This window comes from Variovorax sp. YR266, assembly GCF_900107295.1.
Taxonomy (GTDB): Bacteria; Pseudomonadota; Gammaproteobacteria; order Burkholderiales; family Burkholderiaceae_C; genus Variovorax.
In genome coordinates, this window is sequence record NZ_FNPM01000006.1 from 303847 (window position 1) to 327976 (window position 24130).

25 protein-coding genes are annotated in these 24130 nt (G+C 67.6%); 13 read left to right on the forward strand and 12 right to left on the reverse strand.

Annotation, left to right across the window (positions count from 1 at the left end):
* Window positions 1–7 precede the first annotated feature (7 nt).
* Window positions 8–757 (forward strand): acetoacetate decarboxylase, encoded by a 750-nt coding sequence (locus BLW48_RS17980; RefSeq protein WP_093052120.1) that lies wholly within the window; start codon window positions 8–10, stop codon window positions 755–757.
* Between the two features lie 46 nt (window positions 758–803).
* Window positions 804–1586 (forward strand): 3-hydroxybutyrate dehydrogenase, encoded by a 783-nt coding sequence (locus BLW48_RS17985; protein WP_093052117.1) that lies wholly within the window; start codon window positions 804–806, stop codon window positions 1584–1586.
* 7 nt (window positions 1587–1593) lie between these two features.
* Here the strand turns inward: BLW48_RS17985 and BLW48_RS17990 are convergent, their stop codons facing one another.
* A complete protein-coding gene (locus BLW48_RS17990; RefSeq protein ID WP_256328887.1) occupies window positions 1594–2544 on the reverse strand; it encodes a bifunctional helix-turn-helix transcriptional regulator/GNAT family N-acetyltransferase in 951 nt (316 codons plus the stop codon).
* Between the two features lie 146 nt (window positions 2545–2690).
* Here BLW48_RS17990 and BLW48_RS17995 point away from each other — a divergent pair, with 146 nt between their 5' ends.
* A complete protein-coding gene (locus BLW48_RS17995; RefSeq protein ID WP_093176681.1) occupies window positions 2691–5081 on the forward strand; it encodes a YgiQ family radical SAM protein in 2391 nt (796 codons plus the stop codon).
* A gap of 3 nt (window positions 5082–5084) precedes the next feature.
* Here the strand turns inward: BLW48_RS17995 and BLW48_RS18000 are convergent, their stop codons facing one another.
* Window positions 5085–5750, reverse strand: coding sequence for a DUF1294 domain-containing protein (locus BLW48_RS18000; protein WP_093176682.1), 666 nt, complete (start codon window positions 5748–5750; stop codon window positions 5085–5087).
* 17 nt (window positions 5751–5767) lie between these two features.
* Window positions 5768–6148, reverse strand: a complete 381-nt coding sequence (locus tag BLW48_RS18005; RefSeq protein ID WP_093176684.1) for a tautomerase family protein — start codon at window positions 6146–6148, stop codon at window positions 5768–5770.
* Between the two features lie 148 nt (window positions 6149–6296).
* Between BLW48_RS18005 and BLW48_RS18010 the strand changes: the two genes are divergently transcribed.
* On the forward strand, window positions 6297–7211 hold the full coding sequence (locus tag BLW48_RS18010) for a hypothetical protein (protein ID WP_093176831.1): 915 nt from the start codon (window positions 6297–6299) through the stop codon (window positions 7209–7211).
* A 4-nt stretch (window positions 7212–7215) separates the two neighbouring features.
* On the opposite strand, the gene BLW48_RS18015 is transcribed toward BLW48_RS18010, so the two are convergent.
* Complete coding sequence (locus tag BLW48_RS18015) at window positions 7216–8088, reverse strand: CoA transferase (protein ID WP_093176685.1); 873 nt, start codon at window positions 8086–8088, stop codon at window positions 7216–7218.
* Window positions 8089–8240: 152 nt separating this feature from the next.
* Between BLW48_RS18015 and BLW48_RS18020 the strand changes: the two genes are divergently transcribed.
* Window positions 8241–9143 (forward strand): SDR family oxidoreductase, encoded by a 903-nt coding sequence (locus tag BLW48_RS18020; RefSeq protein ID WP_093176686.1) that lies wholly within the window; start codon window positions 8241–8243, stop codon window positions 9141–9143.
* Here BLW48_RS18020 and BLW48_RS18025 read toward each other — a convergent pair whose 3' ends face one another.
* The 3 genes from BLW48_RS18025 to BLW48_RS18035 are packed head-to-tail and all read right to left on the reverse strand — an operon-like array spanning window position 9144 to window position 11930.
* Window positions 9144–9602, reverse strand: coding sequence for an Lrp/AsnC family transcriptional regulator (locus BLW48_RS18025; RefSeq protein ID WP_093052095.1), 459 nt, complete (start codon window positions 9600–9602; stop codon window positions 9144–9146). It lies immediately after the preceding gene.
* A 22-nt stretch (window positions 9603–9624) separates the two neighbouring features.
* The gene (locus BLW48_RS18030; protein ID WP_093176688.1) at window positions 9625–10023 is read right to left on the reverse strand and encodes a DUF488 domain-containing protein; all 399 of its coding nucleotides are present in this window, start codon (window positions 10021–10023) and stop codon (window positions 9625–9627) included.
* 38 nt (window positions 10024–10061) lie between these two features.
* Entirely contained in the window at window positions 10062–11930 is a 1869-nt protein-coding gene (locus tag BLW48_RS18035; RefSeq protein ID WP_093053161.1) for a PhoX family protein, read from the reverse strand.
* Window positions 11931–12023: 93 nt separating this feature from the next.
* Here BLW48_RS18035 and BLW48_RS18040 point away from each other — a divergent pair, with 93 nt between their 5' ends.
* Both BLW48_RS18040 and BLW48_RS18045 read left to right on the forward strand, forming a co-directional pair.
* The gene (locus BLW48_RS18040) at window positions 12024–12854 is read left to right on the forward strand and encodes a crotonase/enoyl-CoA hydratase family protein (RefSeq protein ID WP_093176689.1); all 831 of its coding nucleotides are present in this window, start codon (window positions 12024–12026) and stop codon (window positions 12852–12854) included.
* A 365-nt stretch (window positions 12855–13219) separates the two neighbouring features.
* Complete coding sequence (locus BLW48_RS18045; RefSeq protein ID WP_093052086.1) at window positions 13220–13534, forward strand: hypothetical protein; 315 nt, start codon at window positions 13220–13222, stop codon at window positions 13532–13534.
* 10 nt (window positions 13535–13544) lie between these two features.
* Here the strand turns inward: BLW48_RS18045 and BLW48_RS18050 are convergent, their stop codons facing one another.
* From BLW48_RS18050 to BLW48_RS18065, 4 genes are all read right to left on the reverse strand, one after another.
* Window positions 13545–13766 (reverse strand): hypothetical protein, encoded by a 222-nt coding sequence (locus tag BLW48_RS18050; RefSeq protein WP_093176691.1) that lies wholly within the window; start codon window positions 13764–13766, stop codon window positions 13545–13547.
* 34 nt (window positions 13767–13800) lie between these two features.
* Window positions 13801–15060: an acyl-CoA dehydrogenase family protein gene (locus BLW48_RS18055; RefSeq protein ID WP_093176693.1), complete on the reverse strand. Its 1260-nt coding sequence runs from the start codon at window positions 15058–15060 to the stop codon at window positions 13801–13803.
* A 122-nt stretch (window positions 15061–15182) separates the two neighbouring features.
* Window positions 15183–16340: a DSD1 family PLP-dependent enzyme gene (locus tag BLW48_RS18060; protein WP_093176694.1), complete on the reverse strand. Its 1158-nt coding sequence runs from the start codon at window positions 16338–16340 to the stop codon at window positions 15183–15185.
* A 73-nt stretch (window positions 16341–16413) separates the two neighbouring features.
* A complete protein-coding gene (locus BLW48_RS18065; RefSeq protein ID WP_177142353.1) occupies window positions 16414–17082 on the reverse strand; it encodes a GntR family transcriptional regulator in 669 nt (222 codons plus the stop codon).
* A 157-nt stretch (window positions 17083–17239) separates the two neighbouring features.
* On the opposite strand from BLW48_RS18065, the gene BLW48_RS18070 reads away from it, so the two are divergent.
* From BLW48_RS18070 to BLW48_RS18095, 6 genes are read left to right on the forward strand one after another with little or no spacing between them, the layout of a single operon-like run.
* The gene (locus BLW48_RS18070; protein WP_093053158.1) at window positions 17240–18217 is read left to right on the forward strand and encodes a VOC family protein; all 978 of its coding nucleotides are present in this window, start codon (window positions 17240–17242) and stop codon (window positions 18215–18217) included.
* Window positions 18218–18256: 39 nt separating this feature from the next.
* Window positions 18257–19111: a fumarylacetoacetate hydrolase family protein gene (locus BLW48_RS18075; protein ID WP_093176698.1), complete on the forward strand. Its 855-nt coding sequence runs from the start codon at window positions 18257–18259 to the stop codon at window positions 19109–19111.
* A gap of 54 nt (window positions 19112–19165) precedes the next feature.
* Window positions 19166–20398 carry an amino acid ABC transporter substrate-binding protein gene (locus BLW48_RS18080; protein ID WP_093052069.1) on the forward strand — a complete coding sequence of 411 codons (1233 nt, stop codon included), beginning with the start codon at window positions 19166–19168 and terminating at the stop codon, window positions 20396–20398.
* Window positions 20398–21258: a branched-chain amino acid ABC transporter permease gene (locus tag BLW48_RS18085; RefSeq protein ID WP_176928731.1), complete on the forward strand. Its 861-nt coding sequence runs from the start codon at window positions 20398–20400 to the stop codon at window positions 21256–21258. The genes BLW48_RS18080 and BLW48_RS18085 overlap by 1 nt, the downstream gene beginning before the upstream one ends.
* Window positions 21255–23066 carry a branched-chain amino acid ABC transporter ATP-binding protein/permease gene (locus BLW48_RS18090; RefSeq protein ID WP_093176699.1) on the forward strand — a complete coding sequence of 604 codons (1812 nt, stop codon included), beginning with the start codon at window positions 21255–21257 and terminating at the stop codon, window positions 23064–23066. Before BLW48_RS18085 ends, BLW48_RS18090 begins: the two co-directional genes overlap by 4 nt.
* Entirely contained in the window at window positions 23059–23856 is a 798-nt protein-coding gene (locus BLW48_RS18095; protein ID WP_093176701.1) for an ABC transporter ATP-binding protein, read from the forward strand. The genes BLW48_RS18090 and BLW48_RS18095 overlap by 8 nt, the downstream gene beginning before the upstream one ends.
* On the opposite strand, the gene BLW48_RS18100 is transcribed toward BLW48_RS18095, so the two are convergent.
* Complete coding sequence (locus tag BLW48_RS18100; protein WP_093176703.1) at window positions 23786–24088, reverse strand: hypothetical protein; 303 nt, start codon at window positions 24086–24088, stop codon at window positions 23786–23788. The genes BLW48_RS18095 and BLW48_RS18100 overlap by 71 nt on opposite strands.
* Between the last annotated feature and the right edge of the window lie 42 nt (window positions 24089–24130).

Sequence of the window (24130 nt, forward strand, 5' to 3'; positions counted from 1 at the left end):
TGTTTTCATGAACATTGAAGATGTGCGACGAACGGCATTCGCGATGCCGCTGACCAATCCCGCCTTTCCGCCCGGCCCGTACCGCTTCGTGCGGCGCGAATTTCTCATCCTCACGTACCGCACCGACATGGACGCCCTGCGCGCCGTGGTGCCCGAGCCGCTCGAAGTGGTCGAGCCGCTGGTCAAGTACGAATTCATCCGCATGCCCGACTCCACCGGCTTCGGCGACTACACCGAGTCGGGCCAGGTCATTCCGGTGCAGCTGCGCACCGCCAGGGGCGTGGAGAAGGGCGCGTACGTGCACGCGATGTACCTCAACGACCATCCGCCCATTGCCGGCGGGCGCGAGCTCTGGGGCTTTCCGAAGAAGCTCGCCTCGCCGGTGCTCGACTACGAGACCGACGTGGTGGTCGGAACGCTCGACTACGGCAAGGTGCGCGTCGCCAAGGCCACGATGGGCTTCAAGCACCGCGCGCTCGACCCGGAGCCCATCCTCGCGGGCATCGCGCAGCCGAACTTTCTGCTCAAGATCATTCCGCACGTCGACGGCACGGCGCGCATCTGCGAACTGGTGCGCTATCACATGGTCGACGTCACGCTGCACGGCGCATGGGGCGGGCCCGGCTCGCTCGAACTGCACCCGCACGCGCTGGCACCCGTGGCCGACCTGCCGGTGCTCAAGGTCGAATCGGCCGTGCACTACATCGCGGACATGACGCTCGCACTCGGCACGGTCGAGCACGACTATCTCGCCTGATTCTTGCTGCCCTTTTCAAACCCGACTCTTACCAAGGAACATCACCATGCAACTCAAGGACAAGGTCGCCTACATCACTGGCTCGGCCAGCGGCATCGGCAAGGAAATCGCCATCCTGTTCGCGCAGGAGGGCGCCAAGATCATCATTGCCGACCTCAACAAGGAAGCGGCCGACGCCACCGCGGCCGAGCTCAAGGCCACGGGCGCACAGGCCATCGGCGTGGGTGTCGACGTGACGAACGAAGACCAGGTCAACGCCTCGGTCGAAGAGGGCGCTGCGGCCTTCGGCGGCATCGACATCCTCATCAGCAACGCCGGCATCCAGATCGTTCACCCGGTGGAAGAGTTCAGCTTCGCCGACTGGAAGAAGATGCTCGCCATTCACCTCGACGGCGCCTTCCTCACCACGAAAGCTTGCCTGAAGCACATGTATGCACAAGGCCGCGGCGGCAGCGTGATCTACATGGGCTCGGTGCACTCGAAGGAAGCCTCGCTGCTGAAGGCTCCTTACGTTACCGCCAAGCACGGCCTCATCGGCCTGGCCAAGACGGTTGCGAAGGAAGGCGCCAAGCACGGCGTGCGTGCCAACGTGATCTGCCCGGGCTTCGTTCGCACGCCGCTCGTCGAAAAGCAGATTCCCGAGCAGGCCAAGACCCTGGGCATCAGCGAGCAGGAAGTCATCAAGAACGTGATGCTGAAGGAAACGGTCGACGGCGAATTCACGACCACGGAAGACGTGGCGCGCGTCGCGCTGCTGTTCGCGGGCTTCCCGACCAATGCACTCACCGGCCAGTCGCTCGTCGTGAGCCACGGCTGGTTCATGCAATAAGCAGACGCTACAGCTTCAGCTCCCAGGTTTCACCGACCTGTGGCGAGCCGTAGCCCTCGTGCGGCTCCGACTTGGTGAGCTGGAAGCCGCGCTTGGCGTAGATGCCGCGTGCGGCCACCAGGCAGCTGTTGGTCCACAGCACCATCTTCTTGTAGCCCTTGAGGCGCGCGAAGGCGATGCATTCGTCCACCAGCTTGCCGCCCAGGCCGAGCCCGCGCGCGGCGGGCGCGAGGATCAGCAGGCGCAGCTGCGCCACCGCGGCCGACTTGCGCACCACGAAGATCGCGCCCACCCGCTCGCCGTTGAGCTCGGCAATCCAGCAGCGCTCCCACTCGGGCTGGAACTTGAGCAGGAACTCCCCCGCGATGCCGGCCACCAGCGCCTCGAAGGTGCTGTTCCAGCCGTACTCGCGCGCATAGATCTCGCCGTGCTGCTGCACCACCCAGCCGATGTCGCCGGGTGCCGGGTCGCGCAGGATGGCGGCCTGGGTCTTGGCCGGGGCGGCTTCGGGGTCGAGCAGCGACTGCACCGTGCCCATGGCCTGCACCAGCTGCTGGCGCTGCGGCGGCGCGAGCGAGGCGAGCAGGGCGGTGGCCTCTTCGCGCGATTTCTGTTGCAGCGGCGCGAATGCGGCGTGGCCGGCCTCGGTCAGGCGCAGGACGCTCTGGCGCGCATCGCGCGGATGCGGCTCGCGCGTGAGCCAGCCTTCGTTTTCGAAGCGGCGCAGGATGCGGCTCATGTAGCCCGCGTCGAGCCCGAGGTCGCGCCCGATTTCGCTCGCGACCGCCACTTCGCGGTGCGCCAGCTCGTACAGCACGCGCACGTCGGTCAACGACATGGCGCTGCCGAGGTAGGGGTCGAGGGCGCCGATGCGGCGGGTGTAGAAGCGGTTGAATTGACGGATCGCCTTGACGGCGGCGGGGTCGATGGAGGGTAAAGTGGCTGACATGGTTGCCATTGTCATTCAGAGGGTTGACTTTGGCAATTAATTGAGGCCCCGAAGGGGCCCGGTCACAGGATGTTTGCCGCGACAGACATGATGGAAAACCCTAAAATCGAGGGTTGCCCACAACGGCGCTCCCACGGCGCTGTCTACTCTCACCGATGAACGCCCCCGTCGACGTCTCCTTTTTCGCGCGCGCCGCCAAGCCGCTGACCAGCTACCGCAAGTACTGGGCGGCCCGTTTCGGCACGGCCAAGTTCCTGCCGACTTCGCGCAAGGAAATGGAAGCGCTCGGCTGGGACAGCTGCGACATCATCGTGGTCACGGGCGACGCCTACGTCGACCACCCCAGCTTCGGCATGTCGGTCATCGGCCGCATGCTGGAGGCGCAAGGTTTCCGCGTCGGCATCATCGCGCAGCCCGACTGGCAGAGCGCCGAGCCCTTCAAGGCACTGGGCAAGCCGAACCTGTTCTTCGGCGTGACTGCCGGCAACATGGATTCGATGATCAACCGCTACACGGCCGACCGGAAGATCCGCAGCGACGACGCCTACACCCCCGGCGACGTCGGCGGCTCGCGCCCCGACCGCGCGGCCATCGTGTATTCGCAGCGCTGCAAGGAAGCCTGGAACGACGTGCCGATCATCCTCGGCGGCATCGAAGGCAGCCTGCGCCGCATCGCCCACTACGACTACTGGTCGGACAAGGTGCGCCGCTCCATCGTCGTCGACTCGAAGTGCGACCTGCTGCTGTACGGCAACGCCGAGCGCGCCATCGTCGAGATCGCGCACCGCCTGGCCGCCAAGGAGCCGGTGCAGCAGATCACCGACGTGCGCGGCACCGCCTATGTGCGGCGCGAAACGCCCGAGGGCTGGTTCGAGATCAACTCCACCAGCATCGACGAACCCGGCCGCGTCGAAGCGCACGTCAACCCCTACCTGATGGTGTCCGACCAGGCCAAGGCCAACGGCGCCACCTGCGCGAAGGAAGACGAGGCTGACGCCGTTGCCAAGGCGGCCGAAGCCGCCGGCTCGGTGGTCAACCCGGCCATCAAGCCGCTGAACTTCGTGCCCAACCCGGCGCTGCAGCCCCGCGGCAAGATCGCCGTTCCGCCGCGCGACCGTTCGGTGATCCGCCTGCCGGCCTACGAACAGGTGCGCAGCGACCCGGTGCTCTACGCGCACGCCAACCGCGTGCTGCATCTCGAAACCAACCCGGGCAACGCCCGCGCGCTGGTGCAGGCGCACGGCGAAGGCGCCACTGCGCGCGACGTGTGGATCAACCCGCCGCCCATTCCGCTCACCACGGCCGAGATGGACCACGTGTTCGATCTGCCGTACGCACGCAGCCCGCATCCGCGCTACGCCGACGAGAACGGCAGCCACGACGGCGCGACCAAGATCCCCGCGTGGGAAATGATCCGCTTCAGCGTGAACATCATGCGCGGCTGCTTCGGCGGCTGCACCTTCTGCTCGATCACCGAGCATGAAGGCCGCATCATCCAGAGTCGTTCGGAAGATTCGATCATCAAGGAGGTCGAGGCCATTCGCGATTCGGTGAAGGGCTTCACCGGCACCATCTCCGACCTCGGCGGCCCCACGGCCAACATGTACCGCATCGGCTGCAAGTCGCCCGAGATCGAATCGGCCTGCCGCAAGCCCAGCTGCGTGTACCCGGGCATCTGCCCGAACCTCAACACCAATCACGACCCGCTGATCAAGATCTACCGTCGGGCGCGTGCATTGAAGGGCATCAAGAAAATTCTCATCGGCTCGGGCCTGCGCTACGACCTGGCCGTGCAGTCGCCGGAGTACGTGAAGGAGCTGGTGCAGCACCACGTTGGCGGCTACCTGAAGATCGCGCCCGAGCACACCGAGCAGGGTCCGCTCACGAAGATGATGAAGCCCGGCATCGGCAGCTATGACAAGTTCAAGCAGATGTTCGAGAAGTACTCGGCCGAGGCGGGCAAGAAGCAGTACCTGATTCCGTACTTCATTGCCGCGCATCCGGGCACCAGCGACGAGGACATGATGAACCTCGCGATCTGGCTCAAGAAGAACGGCTTTCGCGCCGACCAGGTGCAAACGTTCTACCCGAGCCCGATGGCCACGGCCACGACGATGTACCACACCAACAAGAACCCGCTGCGCAAGATCACGCGCGAGAGCGAGACGGTGGACATCGTGCGCGGCGACAAGCGCCGCCGCCTGCACAAGGCCTTCCTGCGCTACCACGACGCCAACAACTGGCCGCTGCTGCGCGAGGCGCTCAAGAGCATGGGCCGCGCCGACCTGATCGGCAACGGCAAGCACCACCTCATCCCGACGTGGCAGCCGCTGACCGACGGCGGCTACACGAGCGCGCGTCGCAAGAACTCGACCGTCGCTCCGGCGGTCAACAAGTCCGCGCCGGTCAAGCTGGCGCCGGTGAAGCCCTCGAAGGGCCGCATCCTTACGCAGCACACCGGCCTGCCGCCACGCGACAACGGTTCGGCCGCGGCGCCGCGCAAGGCTGCCGGCCCGGTGCGCGGCAGCATCCGCAAGCCGCGCTGAGTTTCAGAACGCCAGCAGTCCCGCTGGCAGCAGCTTGCCGACCCAGGCGCCCATGGCCGCCATGTGTGCCAGCACCGTGGCCCAGTAGCCCGCCATGAAGCTCGCCTTGCGCACCTTGTGGCGGAACAACCGCTGCGCGACCCAGGCGCCCGGCCAACCCCCGATCAGCGAGAGCAGGTGCAGCGTTTTCTCCGCGGTGCGCCAGCGGCCTGTTTCGGCTGCGTTCTTGTCGAAGCCGTAGATGAAGAAAGTCAGCAGGCTGAGCAGCGCCAATACGCCGAGCGCGATCGGCGGAAGGCGTGCTGTCCACACGCCATAGCCGAGCAGCGCGCCGTATGCCACGAGCAGAAGAACCATCGGCAAAGGGGGCGAAGAAGAGGCCGAGGAACGCACGGAGCGATCAGGTTGCCGGCGAGGCGGCGCGGACCTCCGCTGCGGCTGTGATTGCGGCTGCCGCGCCGCACCGGCTGCCTGCACCGACATCGCACGCGGCCCCTTGCCGCCCACATGGATCTCCTCGAAGTTCACCCTCATGCCGACCTGCGGCGCGGTGCCCCGGTCGGTGAAGTCGCGCAGGTGCACGAACACATCGGCGGAGATTTCGGGGCAGCGGATGAAGCCGAAGCCCCGGTCTTTCTCCCATCGAACTAGCGTGCCCTGGCGTTTCATCGGCGGGATTCTCGCCGCTATGCGTACTGCATCTCGCCATTTCCGAACGACCAGTTCTCCTTCGCCACCTCGACGAGGTTGATGAAGACATCCTCGCGCCGGATGCCCAGCCGGGCGTGCAGATCATCGGCCACGCGCTTGTAGAAGGCTTTCTTCATCTCCGTCGTTCTTCCGTGATTCAGCGTGATCTGGATCAGCACGAAGCCCGGCGAGTAGACAACACCGAGGTAGCTTGCCGGATGGACCAGCTCGCGTGCATCGTGCCGCGTGATGACCTGGAACTTGTCGTCTTCCGGCACGTTGATGGTGTCCCGCATGGCCTGATAAATGAGATCCCCGATGGCCGGACCCAGGGTCTCGGGGCTGTCATTGGAAAGATCGATCCGGACGAGTGGCATCTTTGGTTCCTCGAAAAGAGTGGGAGCCTAAGGTACATCCCGTATCGATCGGCCATGGCGGGCGCAATGCCGCTGTTGGTGCGGCGCAGCAAGCCCACGCAGTCCGACTGAAGGCGAGGGTGGGGCGGTCCGCTGTATGGTGTGGTCCATGAGCAGTTCGTACTACCCGTCGGCTTCATGGACGATGCGCACCCTGGCGGGAGCGCTGCTGCTACTGCTCGCAGCCTTGGCGCAACAGGCGCTTGCCGCCGCGCCGGAGAACTCTTCCGCCCAGGCGCTGCGCGCCACCCACCAGCGCTTGAGCGACAAGCTCGACAAGAGCAGTTTCGGGCGGCCCGTGCAGCTCGATTCCATGGAGACGGCCGATGGCCTGCAGGGCGACGTCTACGCCGTGGTCGAGCATCCGCTCGCGGAAATCGGCACCGCGCTGAAGGGGTCGGCCCACTGGTGCGAGGTGCTGACCCTGCACATCAACAACCGGCGCTGCAGCACGGCCAGCGGCCCGCAGGGACGCGAGATGCTGACGCTCTACGTGGTGCGGCGCTATGACAAGCCCATCGACCAGGCCTTCGAGCTGCCGTTCGTCTACCGGGTCGCCAGTGCCACGCCCGAGCACCTGATGGTCGAGTTGTCGGCCGAGAGCGGGCCGCTGGGCACCAGCAACTATCGCGTCACGCTGGAGGCCGTGGCGCTCGACGAGCGCAAGAGCTTCCTGCACTTCAGCTACAGCTATGACCACAACACCATGGTGCGGCTGGGCACCATGGCCTACCTGGCGACCTTCGGCAGCGACAAGGTGGGCTTTACCGTGCTGGGCAAGACGCCGGAAGGCCAGCCCGACTACATCCGCGGCCTGCGCGGGCTGGTGGAGCGCAATGCGATGCGCTACTTCCTGACGCTGGATGCCTACCTCTCGGCGCCGGGGCCGGAGCAGGCCGACCGTCGTCAGCGTCGCTGGTTCGCGGCGGCCGAGCAGTACCCGCGCCAGCTGCACGAAGTCGATCTCGACACTTACCTCGCGCTCAAGCGCGAAGACCGGCAGCGCGACGGCGCCAGTCGCTGATGAATCAGCTGGCCAGCGTGAGCAGCGGCACGTCGCGCTCGCGACTCATGGCTTCGAGTTCGGCGCGCGTGCGCGTCGCCAGCCATGCGGCCAGCGCTTCGTGCGTGGCAGGCGCCAGCATGTCGCGCGAGTCGATCTGCGCCGCCTCGCAGAGCCGGCTGGCGAAATGCGGCTCCAGCGCGGCCACGGCCACGCGGCCATCGGCGCAGGGGTAGACGCAGTAGCCGGCATGCGCGCCGCCGACCGTGCCCGAGGGCTGCGTCAGGCCCCAGGTGCGGGGCAGGGCGAGCCAGTCGGCCGAGGCGTTCAGCGCCACTTCGAGGTACACGCCGCCCGCCTTGCGCGACTGCAGCAGCATGGCCTTCAGCACCGCTTCGCTTGCGAGCAGTGCGCCGCCCATGTCGGCGTAGAGCGTTGGCGGCAGTTCGGTGCCGGTGACCAGTCCGCTTTCGGCGAGATAGGTCAGGTCATGGCCCGGCTCCTCGGCGCGTTCGCCCGGCGCGCCGACGATGGCCACTTGCGACAGCGACGGATGGCGCGCCTGCAGCGCAGGCCAATCGAGGCCGAGCTTGCGCAGCGCGGAAGGGCGGAACGAGGTGAGCAGCACGTCCGTCTTCGCGAGTTCGGCGTGCAGTTGCTGCTGGCCCGCGTCCGTCTTCAGGTCGGCCGTTTCGATGGCGATGCCTTCGTGCAGTGCGGCATACGCGGGCTTGTTGTAGAGCGCCATCGGGTCGCCGCCCGGCGGCTCGAGCTTCAGGCAGGTGGCGCCCATTCCGCGGCAGCGCAGCAGCGCGGCCGGCCCGGGCAGGTTGAGCGCAAGGCTCAGCACGCGCACGCCTTCGAGCGGCTGGAAGGAATCTTGGGTGGGGCTGGACATGAGGCGTCGATCCGGAAAACAGGCCAGCAGTCATTCTCACCCGTGCGGCACGGGAAGCCAGATTCCGCAAGCCGCCATCGAGGCGGCGCGCGTAGCATGCGCCATGGCAGCGCTCGTCCTTGCCGCTGCCGCAACGACCAAGGAGACGAAACATGTTCGAAGCTTCCCTCATGAACGGCCAGCGCATCCTCGTGACCGGCGGCGGCACGGGCCTTGGCCGCGCGATGGCCGAGCGCTTCCTGAGCCTTGGCGCCGACGTGGCCATCTGCGGCCGGCGCCAGTCGGTCTGCGAAGAAACCGCGGCCGAATGGCGGCAGCAGTTCCCGGGCCGGCGCATCGACACCTTCGGCGTGGACATCCGCATCGCGCAGCAGGTCGACGAGATGGTCGAAAGCCTGTTCCAGAGCGGCGGCCTCACGGGGCTCGTCAACAACGCGGCGGGCAACTTCGTCTCTCCGACCGAGAATCTCTCGCCGCGCGCCTTCGACGCCATCGCCAACATCGTGTTCCATGGCAGCTTCTACGTGACGCAGGCCGTGGGCAAGCGCTGGGTGGCCCAGGCCAAGTCGGGCCAGTGGAAGCAGGGCGATGCCTTCCGCAGCGTGATGAGCATCATCGTCACCTGGGTCGACAACGGCAGCCCCTACGTCGTGCCCTCGGCCATGAGCAAGGCCGGCATCGAGGTGATGACCAAGTCGCTCGCGGTGGAGTGGGCGCGCCACGGCATCCGCCTGAATGCCGTCGGCCCCGGCGAGATTCCGACCGAGGGCATGAGCAAGCGCCTGAACCCCGGCGAGGAGCCCGGCGCACGCAGCAAGCAGAGCAACCCGATGGCGCGCACCGGCCGCATGAGCGAGCTGCAGAACCTCGCTTCCTTCCTGATGGCGCCGGGGCAGTGCGACTGGCTCACGGGCCAGAGCATCATGATGGACGGCGGCAATGCGCTGGCCACCGGCGGCAACTTCTACGAGCTGCGCCAGTGGAGCGACGCCGACTGGCTGGCCGCGCGCGAACGCATCGAGGCGCAGAACCAGAAGGACAAGACGCAGCGCTGACTACTTCTTTGGCGTCCTGGCCGCCTGCACGGTGATGTGCTTGTTCACCGGGCTCGACAGCACCAGAGATGTCGTCACTGAGCCGTCGACCGCCAGCGCGTCCACCACGCGCTCCAGGTCGGCCGGCTCGGCGATCGCGCAGCGCACGATGAAGCAGCTTTCGCCGGTCACGCGGTCGGCGCTCAGCACCTCGGGCATGGCGTCGAACAGCTTCAGGTACTTGGCGATGCCCGCGTGCGTGGTGTCGATGCGGATGATGGCCTGCAGGCCCACGCCCAGCGCGCGCAGGTTGACGCGCGCGCCGTAGCCCTCGATCACGCCGGCCTCTTCGAGCTTGCGCACGCGCTCGCTCATGGCCGGCTGCGACAGGCCGATGCGCTTGCCCAACGCGGCCAGGCTCTGGCGCGCGTCGGCCTGCAGCGCTTCGAGGATCTGCCGGTCTTTCCTGTCGATGTTCATGCGAGGTTCGCTTTGCCCTTGCTCAGTCCGCAATGTCCGCGCCGCGCTCGGCCAGCAGGCTGCGCAGCACGGAGCGGTGGCAGTGTGCTTCGTCCTCGCAGTAGCAGCCTACCGACAGGGCCGTGCTGTGCGATAGCGCGGCCAGCAGGTCGAGGCTGCGGCTCGCGTCGGACTCGGCCATCTCGGCCTTGAACTTGCGCACGAAGGCGTTCCATTGCGCGGGCGAGTCGGCTTTCTGGGCCTCCTGCGCCTGCTTCATCGTCTCGACGGAGGGCGCGAGGTTCGGGTACCACACGTCGTACCAGTCCTGCGAGGCGAACTCGGTCTTCGGAACGCCGCGCGGCGGACGGCGCACGGTGCCGACGCGCAGGCCTTCGCCGGGCGCACGCGGGGTGCCCAGGCGGACGATGCGGATGCTCATGGTGTTCTTCCTTTTCCCTTGGGCTTTGAGTCGATGTCTCAGGTGCCGACGATACCGCCGTCTCGCCGGCGTATTGCCAGCGTTGCCGAGCGCGGCCGCGCGCTGCCCGGCTCGGTGCCATCAGGCCAGGCGCTGTTGTGCCTGGTGTCGCCGTCGTCGCGCGCCTCGCCCGGATGCTGGATGTTGACGAACAGCGTGTGCCGGTCGGGCGTGACCACGCAGCCCGTGATCTCGCAGCCGTTGGGCCCGGTAAGAAAGCGCTTGATGCGGCCCGAAGCCGGGTCGGCGCACAGCATCTGGTTGTTGCCCAGCGAGGTGTAGGGCGGCTTGCCGAGCACCTGGCCGCTCAGGTCGGTCTGGATCCAGAGCAGGCCACCCCGGTCGAAGTGCAGGCCGTCGGGAGCACCGAACATGTCGGCATCGCCCGACGGATAGCGTGCGCCGCTGCCGGGCTGCGCCGGATCGCCGGCGAGCGCGAAGTGGTCCCAGGCAAAGCCGGTGCTGGCGGCGTCGCCGCCGTCCTCGCGCCAGCGCAGGATGCCGCCGAAGAGGTTGTTGGCACGCGGGTTGGCCGCGTCGGGGGCGGGCTTGCCGGCGTCGCCGCGCTGGCTGTTGTTGGTGAGGGTGACGTAGACCTCGCCGCTTTGCGGGTGGATGGCAATCCACTCGGGGCGGTCCATCTTCGTGCCGCCTACGACGTCGCCCGCCAGCCGCGCATGGATCAGCACCTCGGCCTGGTCGGCGAAGCCGTGCGCCGCGTCGAGGCCGTCGCGGCCGTGCACGAGCTCGAGCCACCGGCCGCGGCCGCCGGCGTCGTAGCGCGCCACGTGGAGGGTGCCGTCGTCCAGCAGGTGGCGGTTGGCGGCACGAGCGGCGGCATCGGTGCCGGGACGCACCTTCTCGCGGCTGATGAACTTGTAGATGTATTCGAAGCGCGAGTCGTCGCCCATGTAGACCACCAGCCGGCCGTCCCTGGCGACGGTGCAGGTGGCGCTCTCTTGCCGCTTGCGGCCGAGTGCGGTGCGCTTGATGGGAGCGGCGGTCGGATCGAAGGGGTCGATTTCGACCACCCAGCCGAAGCGGTGCGGCTCGTTCGGATGCCGGCTCAGGTCGAAGCGCTCGTCGAAGCGCCAGTACTCGACCCACTGCGAGCCGGCCACCGTGCCGTAGCGGCGCTGCGCCGCCGTTGCGCCCTGAGCCGCTTCCTTCGGGCCGCCGAAATAGCCATGGAAGTTTTCCTCGCAGGTGAGGTAGGTGCCCCAGGGCGTGACGCCCATTGCGCAGTTGGCGAAGGTGCCGAACACCGCGTCGCCCGCCGGGTTGGCGGCAGTGCGCATCAGCGGCGTGCCCGCGGCGGGGCCGGTGATGCGCATCGGCGTGTTGCCGTGCACGCGACGTGCAAAGGGCGAGGGCCGCACCTGCTGCCACCCCTGGCCGGTGCACCGGATCTCGATCACCGAGACACCCATGGCGTGCAGCGACTTGCGCACCTTCTCGGCGGTCCACGCCTTGACGCCGTCGGTGTGCAGCAGTTGCTCGTCGGTGTATTCGTGGTTCATCACGAGCAGGCCGCGGTCGCCGCTTGCGTCGAGCGCGAAGAAGTGCATGCCGTCGTGATGCATGCCGGCCTGCACGGCCTGGTCGTCGGCGCTGTTGCCGGCATCGGGCGCGAAGGCCGGCATGCTGCCCGCGACGCCGGTGGGCGTGCCCCAGGGATAGAGCAATTGCCACTCGTATTCGGGCGGCACGACGATGCCGTCGCGCAACGAGGCCGGCACGCCCGTGAAACCCAGCACGTTGCCGCGGCCCGTGGGCGAGGAAGGCACGGCGCAACCCTGGCCGAAGAGCGCCACCACGGCAGCGGCGGAGCCCGATTGCAGAAGAAAGTGACGACGATCCAGGGGCATGGCAGTGGGTGTTGTTGTGTAGGCGACAGCCACGATCATCGCCGGGCGCCGCACCCGGCGATACTGGCGCGGCAACCGCCCAGGAGACATCGAATGACCGACCGCATCGAATGGACCCGCCACGCCGACGGCGTGGTGGAACTGCAGCTCGCACGCGCCGACAAGATGAACGCGCTCGACCCCGCGATGTTCGACGCGCTGATCGAAGCCGGCGAGGCGCTGCGCGACGACAAGGCGGTGCGGGCCGTGGTGATCTCGGGCCGCGGCAAGGCTTTCTGCGCGGGGCTCGACATGGCGTCTTTCGAGCGCATGCAGAAGCAAGGCGCGGGCTCCGGAGTGCTGGGCGAGGGCGCTGCCGGCGCCGACCTGCTGGTGCGCACACACGGTATCTCGAACGCCGCGCAGCAGGTGGCGATGGTCTGGCGCGAGGTGCCGGTGCCGGTCATTGCCGCCGTGCATGGCGTGGCCTTCGGCGGCGGCTTGCAGGTAGCGCTGGGTGCGGACATCCGCATCGTCGCGCCCGACACCAAGCTTTCGGTGATGGAAATCAAGTGGGGCCTGGTGCCCGACATGGCCGGCATGGTGCTGATGCGCGAACTCGCCCACAGCGACGTGGTGCGCGAACTCACCTTCACGGGCCGCATCTTCTCGGGCGAGGAAGCCTTGCGCATCGGCTTCGCCACCCGCGTCGCAGCCGATCCGCTGGCCGAGGCACTGCAGATGGCACACGAGATCGCCGGCAAGAGCCCCGACGCGATCCGCGCCGGCAAGCGGCTGCTCAACGCGTCGGCATCGCACAGCGCAGCCGAGATGCTGCTGGCCGAGTCGGTAGAGCAGAAGGCCCTGATCGGCAGCCCGAACCAGGTCGAAGCCGTGAAGGCCAACATCGAGCGGCGCGCGCCGCGTTTCAGCGCTCCGGCCTGATCCGCCGGGCTCCCGGGCCCGTGCGACTCATCATTTGTGCCCGGGCAGCCGGGTAATCCCCCAGCCCGCGGGGGCCGAACTTCGCGCACCCTCGCACCCCATCTTCTACGGGTGCAGTCGAGCCCGCGTTTGCCTGTGGGCGGGCCCTTCAATCTCGCGCCCAAACAGCCGAAAAGAATGCAAAGTGCTTTTTAAGTGTCTTTGTGTAAGAATTAAGTAGTTGTTTTAAAGGGAGAATGGACGGGAATGGAGGCAATTTGTGTGCAGAAGGTCACGTCTTCCTCTCTGATGGCTTCCGCGGAGGATGGCTCCTGACAGCGCACTCATTAACAATTGAAAGCTTTGCTTAGCGACGGCGATCCTGCATGTCGACGACCACGTTTTTTTGCAACCTCAGCGTGCCCATTCTGGTGGGCGAGGATCGCTACAAGTACATCCCCATCGTGGGGGTCTTTCGCAGCATTCCATTCGATCAAGTCGATGAATGGGTGATGCACCCCGACGGCCAGCCGCGCAGTGACCGCGAGCTGGCGGCCGAAGTTCTTGTCGAGATCCGCAAACCACTCGGTTCGAGTGGACGCACAGCGCCGCACGCTTTCGAAGTGGGAGACATCCTGCAGCTCGACCGCGCCGCCGCGATTGTCGTGTCCACCTTCCTGGCGGCGCTTCCGCGCGTCTGACGCACTTCCTTCAGTCGCACCTGAAGAGCACGCCGCTGCCCGGTGTGTTCGGCGCATCGGCCTGCTCCAGAAAGCGGATCGGGTTTCCGTCCTTGCGGCAGTAGGCCTCCGCTTCCTGCGGACTCGCCGCCCGAAGGATCCCGTCGTAGAGACGCACCACGCCGGTCACGGGAGTGGCACAGCCGGCAATGACGGTGGCGAGGGGAAGAAGGGCGAGCAGCAATCGGCGCATGAAAGAAGACGGGTCGGGTGAAAGACCCGCGACTTTAAGCGCTGCTGCTTCCCACCGCCCAATAGAAAGTCGGCCTTGCCCCGTTGAGCAGATGGTCGCCCACCACGCGCCCCTTGTAGATGGTCGGGTTGTGCGACGCCAGCGTGCGCGCATTGCGCCAGTGCCGGTCTAGCCGTCGGTCTTCCTGCAGCGCCGAGGCGCCGCCGATGTCGAACAGCCGCGTGCCCGCCTGCAGCACCGCATCAACGATGCCGGCCTGTGCCTTGGCGGTGTTCAGCTCTACCTCGAACAGCAGGCTTTCGGGCACGGCTTCGCCGCGTTGGCGGAAGCGGTCGACTTCGCCCAGCCCGCGCGCCACGGCCTGCACGGTCGAGGTCGCGATGAACGCCGTGCTCGCAAGCTGGCCGATGACCTGCTGCACCAGCGGATCTTCGCGCGGCGTGTCGCCGCTGCCGTGGCTGTAGACGCGCTTGCGCGGCTGCACGAAGGCCACGGCGTCGCGCACGATGGCGCGGGCAATGCCGGCCAGCGTGGCGAGGTGCGTGAGCTGGAAATGCGCGGTCAGCGGAGTGGGCTGGTCGCGCACGTACAGCAGCACGTTCTCGGCTTTCACCCGCACGTTGCGAAAGCGCGTGGTGCCCGATGCGCTCAGCCGCTGGCCGAAACCGCGCCAGTCGTCCACGCGCTCCACGCCCTGTGCTTCGGCCGGCACGAGCGCAATCACGCGATCGCTGCTGCCGTCGTCGTTCAAGCGCTGGGCTGAAACCGAGATCCAGTCGGCGTACAGCGTGCCGGTGCTGTAGTACTTGTCGCCATCGAGCCGCCACGCGTCGCCGTCGCGCTTCAGCGTGGTCTGCAGTGCCCCGAGCGGGCCTTCGCCAAGCTCGGTGGTGGCGTTGCCGAAGATCACACCCTCGGCCGCGAGGCGCATCCACGGGCCTTGCAGGGCGGGGTCGATCTCCGCGAACAGCCGTTCGATGAAGCCGAAATGCGCGCGCAGGATCTGCGGCAGGTTGGAGTCGGCCTCGCCGAGTTCGACGAGCAGGTCGTAGAGCTGTTCGACCGAGCCGCCCAGGCCGCCATGTTCGAGCGGCACACGCAGCGCGCCGAAGCGCTCTGCGTTGAGCCAGGCCACGGGCTCGTAGGCGAGCTCGCGTTCGTTCTCGCGCTGCGCCGCATGCTCGGCGATGCGCTGGAAGATGGGGCGGAAGCGGGCTGCGAGCTGCTGCGAGGAAGGCGCTTGCACGCCTGGGACGTGCGTTGCGGGCCGCGTCGTTGCTTGGATGGATTCCATGGAGGCTGGGCGGCCCCGGAAGGGCGCCCGGAAGGAGAGAGACAGGCGCCCGACTGTCCCCCGTGGCGGGGCCCTTGTGAAATACGCTTTTCGAGTTTTCTTATGCCGCCCGTTCCTATCCCTTACCGCCGGCCGCGCGCGTCCACCGGCCAGATGGCGACCAGCGTGCCGCCTTCGACCACGTGGTACGCGTCATGCAGATTGACCGTGGGGTCGCAGTGCGGGGTGATGAACTCCACGCGAGCGCCCAGCGCCGGCCGCTGCGCCTGCGAGCCCGGGGGCAGCATCAGCTTGCCGTGCTCGTCGCCGAAGAAGGCGTAGCGGCTCGACGCGTCGGCGCCTTTCGCCACCAGCGGCACGCCGCTGTCGGTCGAGAAGCACTTGGTGCCGCCGTCCACCGTCACCCAGTCGGGCGCATTCGTGCTGACCACCGCCGTCTGCACGAACAGCGAGACGTCGAAGGGCGAGGGCTGTTCGCCGCTGGCCAGCACGCTCGTGTATTCGGCGTCCATGAACACATACGAGCCCGCCTGCAGTTCGGTGAACGCGTTTTCCTGCGAATCGAGGTCGTGCGTGCCGGTGCCCGCGCCCGTCACGATGTCGAAGTTCAGGCCCTGCCGCTTTGCCGCCGCGACGATGCCCGCCACGGTTTCGCGCAGGCCGGCCGCCGCCGCGCTGCGCTCGTCGCGCGACACGATGTGCTGCAGGTTGCCCGCATACGACTGCAGTCCGCGCAGTCGCAGGCGTGGCTCGGCAGCTGCCAGCGCCGCCAGCTCGAGCACCTTCGCCTGCGTGGCGGCGCCGGTGCGGTTGTAGCCCGCGCCGTAGTCCACCAGCACGTCGAGCGGGTGCGTGAGTTCGCTCGCGGCGCGCGCCAGGTCGGCCAGGTTCTGCGGGTTGTCGACCACCACCATCACGTCGCCTGGGCGCGCGCGCTGCGCCAGCTTGATGAGCCGCGCGATCTTGCTCGGCGTGACTGCGGGCGAGGTGATGAGCACGCCCGGAATGCCGCCCTGGACCATCACCTCCGCCTCGCCCAGCGTGACGCAGCTCACGCCGACGGCGCCGGCCGCCACCTGGCGCCGTGCGATCTCGACCGACTTGTGCGTCTTCACGTGCGGGCGCAGGTTGACGCCGTGGGCCTTGGCAAAGGCAGCCATTCGTTCGATGTTGCGCGTCATCGCGGGCAGCTCGATCAGCAGGGCGGGGGTGTCGAGAAGATGGCGTCCGCCGGGAACGCCGATCAGCGGCGCGTTGACTTGCAGCAGGTCTTGGGGCATCGGGGAAAAGCCTTCGTGGAGGCGCTTTGTGGAGGAGATCGGGGCGAGATGATCGCACCGAAATGCCTGCCTCCTATCTGTCGGCCGGCGGGCTCGCCTTCAGCGCCGTCATCAGCAGGCGGCCGGTGGTCTGCAGGTGCTCGGCAATCAGCGTCTGCGCCGCCTGGATGTCTCGGTTGAGCACCGCATCGAGCAGCGCCTGGTGTTCGGCCCCCACGTCACGCGCCTGCTTCGACAGCGGCGCCGACAGCTGCCGGTAGCGTTCGCTCTGCTGGTAGAGCATCTGGTGCATGCGCAGCAGCCAACCGTTCGGGCAGCCCGCCACCAACGCGTTGTGGAACTCCGCGTGGCTCGCCGTCCATTCGGCACTCAGCATCGTGGGCATGGCCGCGTCGCGCTCGGCCAGCCGCGAGAGGCGGTGGTGCGCCGAGACCACGCTGCCTTCCCAGGCGAGGTCGCCGTGGCGGATGGCTTCAGCGAGGCACAGCTTTTCGATCTCGATGCGTGCCTTCACCAGCTCTTCGAGGTCGGTCGCTGAAATGGGGCTCACGCGGTAGCCGCGCGCCGGCTCCGACACCACCAGCGCCTCGGCTTCCAGCATGGCGAGGCCTTCGCGCACCGCGCCTGCGCTCACGTCCAGCTCTTCGGCCAGCGCGGCGATGTTGAGCTTCGAGCCCGGCAGCAGCCGCCCGCCCACGATGGCCGTGCGCAGCTCGGTGAACACCTGTCGTGTCTGGCTCATGCCTTTCGTTTTTTCGTTCATTGCACTCCCGTCACCGCGAAAAACGGCCTGATGTTACTTGTTAACCCTAATGATCCATGGATGGCTAAACAATAGACTAACATTGAAAGAATATATTATTTGTTCCAACATGGATAGCCGATTGGAGACATACGACATGGCCGATATCCAGCTTCGCACCCACAAAAGCCCCGAGCGCGCGGCGTTGCACAGCGTTCATTCGCTCGATGCCTTCGTCTTCACCGTGCCCGACCTCGACGAGGCCGCGCGCTTCTACGACGCCTTCGGGCTGGAGCCGAAACGTGAGGGCGACCGGCTCGACCTGTACACCGCAGGCCACCCGCACGCCTGGGGTTCGCTGTACCAGGCGCCCGGGGTGAAGAAGCTGCAGTACCTGCGTTTCGCCTGCTTCGCGGAAGACTTCGACGCCATCGCCGCGCGCATCGAGCGCCTGGGCGTGCCGCGCTGCTCGCCGCACCCGCTGGGCGACGACCGCGGCCTGTGGGTGCTGCACCCGGAGGGTTTTCCGGTGCAGGTCGTCGTGGCCGCGAAGAGCGCGCCGGACGCGGGCAGCGAGCCCGTCGTCGCGCCGCGCCCGCCCGTGGGCACTGGCGCCTCGCCGAACCGCGCGCGCATTCCGAAGGTGCATCCGCGCCGGCTCTCGCACATCCTGATGTTCTGCGCCAAGGTGCCAGAGGCTTTGCGCTTTTACGAAGACGCGCTGGGCTTGCGCGTTACCGACCGCTCGGGCGATCTCATCGTGTTCATGCACGGCGTGCACGGCAGCGACCACCACCTGATTGCGATGGCGCATTCGAACGGCCCGGGGCTGCACCACCTGAGCTGGGACGTCGCGAACATCGACGAAGTCGGCCGGGGCATGGAGCAGATGTATGCGGCCGGCCACGTGCGCGGCTGGGGCGTGGGGCGCCACGTGCTGGGCTCGAACTACTTCCACTACGTGCGCGACCCGTGGGGCAGCTACTCGGAGTACTCCTGCGACATGGACTTCGTGCCCGGCGACTACGACTGGCGCGCCGCCGACCACCCGCCCGAAGACTCCTTCTACGCCTGGGGCCCGAAAGTGCCCGAGGACTTCGTCACCAATTTCGAGGTCGAGGCCGCCAAGGCCTGAGACCGTTTCTTCTCTGCATCCGAATCACAAAGGAATCCCATGCGTCTCCTCGCCTTCAACCATAACGGCAAGCCGGCCCTCGGCCTGCGCCTCGGCCAGGAGGTCGTCGACCTCACCGCCGAAGGCCTGCCCGCCACGCTCGATGAACTGCTGCGCGCCGGCCCCGAAGCCATGGCCGCCGCGAAGAAGGCCGGCGACGCGGCCCGCGCGCGCCTGCCGCTCGCAGGCATCGACTGGCTGCCGCCGGTGCAATCGCCCTCCAAGGCCATTGCCGTGGGCCTCAACTACATCGACCATGCGGCCGAAAGCAAATTCGACCCGCCGACCTACCCGGTGCTGTTCCATCGCTTTCCGTCGTCTTGGGTCGGCCACAAGCAGCCGATCGTGCGTCCGCACGTGTCGACGCAGTTCGACTACGAAGGCGAGCTGCTGGTGGTGATCGGCAAGGCCGGGCGCTACATCAAAAAGGGCGATGCGCTGAACCACGTGGCGGGCTACTCGGTGTTCAACGACGGCTCCATCCGCGACTACCAGTTCAAGTCGGCGCAATGGATGATGGGCAAGAACTTCGACCGCTCGGGCTCCTTCGGCCCCGAGTTCGTCACCGCCGACGAGCTGCCCGCGGGCGCCACCGGCCTGAAGCTGCAGACGCGCCTGAACGGCACCGTGCTGCAGGACGCGAACACGCGCGACATGATCTTCGACGTCGCCACGCTGGTGTCGGTGTGCTCCGAGCCCTTCGCGCTGCAGCCGGGCGACATCATCATCGCCGGCACGCCCTCGGGCGTGGGCCTGGCGCGCAAGCCGCAGATCTTCATGAAGGCCGGCGACGTGTGTGAAGTGGAGATCGAAGGCGTGGGCCTTCTTTCGAACCCCGTCGTCGACGGAGACTGAGCAGCGGCAGCAGCACCAAGGCCGCGCTGACCAAAACAATTACGGAGACAAAAAATGAGCATCGATCGTCGTTCCTTCGTCGCGGCCGCCAGCGCTTTCGGTGCCCTCGGCACTGGCGCGCTGTTCAGCGGCACCGCCGCCGCACAGCAGCCTTCGGGCAAGCCCATCCGCGTGGGCGGCACGCTGGCGCTCACCGGGCCGCTCTCGGCCACGGGGCTCGTGCACAAGCTCACGGGCGAGATCTACGTGGAGTCGCTCAACCAGCGCGGCGGCCTGCTCGGCCGGCCGGTGGAGTGGGTGCTGAAGGACGACCAGTCCAAGCCCGACCTCGCGCGCACGCTGTACGAGCAGCTCGTGACGGCCGACAAGGTCGACCTGCTCATCGGCCCGTATGCCACGGGCGCGATTCTTTCGGCCATGGGCGTGGCCCAGCGCTACAACAAGACGCTGGTGCACCACACCTTCGGCATTCCGAGCCTGGCCAAGTACGACCAGCAGTTTCCGGCGTGGTCGCTCGGCCCCGACCCCGAGAAGACGATGCCCGCCATGGTCATGGATGCGCTGGCCACCTCGCCCAAGCCGCCGAAGACCATCGCCATCGTCACCAGCAAGTTCCCCTCGGTGCACTTCGTGGCGCTGGGCGCGCGCGAGGTGGCCAAGCAGCGCGGCCTGAAGGAAGTGCTGTTCCTCGAATGGGACTTCGGCAACCGCGACTTCGGCCCCATCGCAGGCCGGCTGAAGGAGGCCAACCCCGACTTCATCTGGAACGGCGCCATCGGCCTCGAGGGCAATCAGCTGCTCGATGCGATGAAGAAGATCGACTACGCGCCGCTGCATCACTTCTATCACGTGCCCGCGCCCGCGCCGATGCTCAAGGCGCCCGAGGCCAACGGCGCATTGGCCACCACCATCTTCGAAGACCATCCGCCGTTTACCGACAACCCGACGGCCGCCGAGTTCGTGAAGGTCTACCGCGAGCGCGCGGCCAAGGCCGGCATGCCCGACACGGCGGTGGAGACACAAGCCGCCGCGTCGTTCTCGGCCTGGCAGATCATCGAGGCCGCCGTGGTCGCCACCAAGGGCATCGACGACAAGGCCATGGCCACCTGGCTGCGCGCGAACAAGGTCGACACCATCCAGGGCAAGCTGCGCTTCAACGAGCGCGGCAACTTCGGCGACGACCTGGGCAAGGTGAAGCAGGTGCAGAACGGCAAGTGGGTGGTGGTGTGGCCGAAGGAGTGGGCCGCCCCCGGCGCGAAGCTGCAGACGCGCGGGGTGACCAGCTAATGAGCTTCCCCAGTGCCACGCTGCTGGCCCAGTCGATCCTGGCGGGCCTGTTCACCGGGGCGCTCTACGGCCTGCTGGGGCTCGGCCTCAGCCTGTCGTGGGGGATGCTGCGGCAGATCAACCTCGCGCACTTCGCGCTCGCCTTTCTTGGCGCCTATCTCACTTACGAACTGTCGAGCCACCATGGTGTCGATCCGCTGCTCACGCTGGTGGTGATCGTGCCGCTGTTCTTCGTGTTGGGCGTGGCACTGCACTGGGTACTGACGCGCTTTCGGGTGAGCCCCTTCAACTCGCTGCTTGTGACCTTCGGCATCACAGTGATCATCGAGGCGCTCTTGCAGTGGACCTGGACGGCCGACTACCGCAAGCTCGAATCGAGCTACGCGGAGCACAAGCTGCAGATCGGCCCGCTCTACCTGCCGGTGCCCGAGCTCATCACGCTGGCGCTGGGCGTGGGCATATCGCTGGCAGTGTGGTTCGCGCTGCGCCGCACCGACCTGGGCAAGGCGATGCGCGCCGCCGCTGAAGACGCACCCATCGCCGCCGCCTTCGGTGTGAACCAGAACGCGCTGGCGCTGATGCTCTCGGGCCTCAACGCGGCGCTGGCCGGCGTGGCGGGCGTGTGCATTGCGCTGGCGTACACGCTGTCGCCCTCGCAGATCTATGCGTGGATCGGCGTGGTGTTCGCGGCCGTGATGCTGGGCGGGCTCGGCCGCCCGCTCGGGCCGCTGATCGCGGGTTGCATCATCGGCGTGACCGAGGCCGTCACCATGACCGTCACCGCGCCATCGTGGGCGCCGCTGGTGTCGTTCTCGCTGCTGATGTTCGTGCTGCTGGTGCGGCCGGGGAGGGTGGCATGAAGCGCTCGTTCCTGCTGATTCTTGCGGCCGGCGCGGGGCTTGCCGTGGTGCCGTGGCTCGGGCTGCCGGCGTTCTATGAGTCGATCCTGTACCTGGTGCTGCACTGGGTCGCGCTGGCCACCTCGTGGAACCTGCTGTCGGGCTACTCGGGGTATTTCTCGTTCGGGCACGGTGCGTTCTTCGGCATCGGCATGTACACCACGGCCACGCTGGCAACGCGCTTCGACATTCCGTTTCTCTGGACGCTGCTGGCCGCCGCCGTGGTGGCCGCGCTGTTCGGCACGCTGCTGGGCGCCGTGGCTTTCCGCGTGCAGGCGGTGCGCGCCGAGCTGTTCTCGCTGCTCACGCTGGCGGCGACCTTCGTGGTGGCGACCATCATCCTCAACACGCCCATCGATGGCGGCCCCGGCGTGTACATGAGCGCGGTGGCGGTGCCGCAGATCGGGCCGACGGCCTCGGGCACCTTCTATCTGCTGGCGCTGGGCGTAGCAGTGCTGACGGTGCTGGCGTCGCTGGCCGTGTACCACTCGCGCTTCGGCACCGGGCTGTTCGCCATTCATGACGACGAAGACGTGGCCGAGGTGATGGGCGTGCCGACGTACCGCTTCAAGCTCGGCGCCTTCGCGCTCTCGTGCGGGCTGGCGGGCGTGGTGGGCGGCGTGCATGCGCTCTTCGTGTCGTACGTGACCACGGGCGATACCTTCACCATCGCGATGCCGCTCACGGTGGTGCTGATGTCGGTGCTCGGCGGCACGCGCCACTGGGCCGGGCCGATCGTCGGCGCGACGGCGATCACGCTGCTGCTGTATGCCTTCACGGGCGGCGACAGCGCGATCATCGGCAAGGGCATGACGGGGCTGGTGCTGATCGTGGTGATCCTCTTCATGCCCGAAGGCCTGCTGGGGCAGGCGCTGAAGTGGTGGAGCGCTCGGCGCGGTGCGCCCGCCGCCTCGTCCGCGCCGGTCCACGTGGCCGTGGCTGATGAAGTGCGGAAGCCCGCGGGTATCACAGGCGAGGTGCTGCTGCGTGCCGAGGGCGTGCGCAAGTCCTTCAAGGGCGTGCACGCGCTGCGCGGTGTGAGCCTCGAAGTGCGGCGCGGCGAGATCCTCGGCCTGCTCGGGCCCAACGGCTCTGGCAAGTCGACCTTCATCAATGTCGCGAGTGGCCACTATGCGGTGACCGCCGGGGTCATCGAGTTCGAGGGGCGACGCATCTCGGGCGTGCCGGCGCACCGCATCGCGCAGGGCGGCATTGCGCGCACGTACCAGATCCCGCGTCCCTTCGCGCACCTGACGGTGCTGGAGAACGTGGCGCTGCCGGCGATGTTCGGCGCCGCCGCGCTCGACCGCAGGACGGCCGAGGCCGAAGCCTGGCAATGGCTGGCCTTCACTGGCCTGACCGAGCGCGCGCACGCCTTGCCGGCGGAACTGAACCTGCACCAGCGCAAGTTCCTGGAGTTCGCGCGCGCACTGGCCTCGCGGCCGCAGGTGCTGATGCTCGACGAGGTGCTGTCGGGCCTCACTCCGTCAGAAATCGACGAGGCCGTGGCGTTGATCCGCCGCATCCGCGACCAGGGCGCGACCATCGTCTTCGTCGAGCACGTGATGCGCGCGGTGATGGCGCTGTGCGACCGCATCGTGGTCTTCAACCGCGGCGAGGTGCTGGCCGAAGGCGCGCCGCATGACGTGATGCAGCGGCCCGAAGTGGTGTCGGCCTACCTGGGCCAGGCCATGGAGCCGGAGGCGCCCGCCGCGCCAACTGCCGAGTCGTCCGCGGTGGGTGTCGAAAGGGAGCTGGCCCATGCTTGAACTCGAATCCATCCGCGTCGCCTACGGGCAGGCCACCGCGCTGTGGGATGTGTCGCTGTCCATCGGCAAGGGCGAACTGCTGTGCATCGTCGGGCCGAACAGCGCGGGCAAGAGCACGCTCATCAATGCGGTGGCGGGGCTGCACCGCATCAGCGCCGGGCGCATGCGTTTCGAGGGGCAGGACATCTCGCGCCTGGCGCCGCATCGCTTCTGCGCCCAGGGCATTGCGCTGGTGCCGGAGGGGCGGCGCCTGTTCACCGAGATGACGGTGCGCGAGAACCTGGAGCTCGGCAGCTACCTGCGCGCGGCGCGGCTGGAGCGCGCTCGCTCGATGGAGCACGTCTGCACGCTGTTCCCGGCGCTGACCCAAAAGCTGGAGCAGCCCGCCGGGTCGCTATCGGGCGGCCAGCAGCAGATGGTGGCCATCGGCCGCGCGCTCATGGCGCGCCCCAAGCTGCTGCTGCTCGACGAGCCCTCGCTGGGGCTGGCGCCGAGCATCGTGCTCGACATGTTCACCGCCATCCGGCGCATCCATGCCGACGGCATCGCGGTGCTGCTGGTGGAGCAGAACGTGGGCATGGCGCTCGATGTGGCCGAGCGCGCCGCGGTGCTGGAAGAAGGGCGCATCGTCGCGCTGGGCCGGCCGGAAGAACTGATGGCGCGGCCGGAGCTGCGGCGCGCCTACCTGGGGCTGGATGCCGATGCCGCGGAGGGTGACGCTATGCCGGGTGCGACGGCCCATGGTGCCCGGGCCGCCGCAGCGCCAGCCACCACAGCAGCGCGGCATTGATCGCCCAGCTACCGGCCAGCATCATCAGCGCCGTGTTCGCGACGCCGGGCGAGAGGTCGAGCGTCAGCAGGCTCAGCGACCACGGCAACCCGCCCGCGATGGCGACCAGCATGCCGGCCTCGCTGTCGGGCACGACGGCGCAGGCCAGGATGCAGACGGCGCCGGTGATCGTGTAGATCAGTGCGGCGGCGCGCCATCCGGGGCGTTGGGGCGGTCGTGAATTTGCGAGCATGCCTTGAGCATCGCCGATCCCGCATCAAGCCGTGAAGGCCTG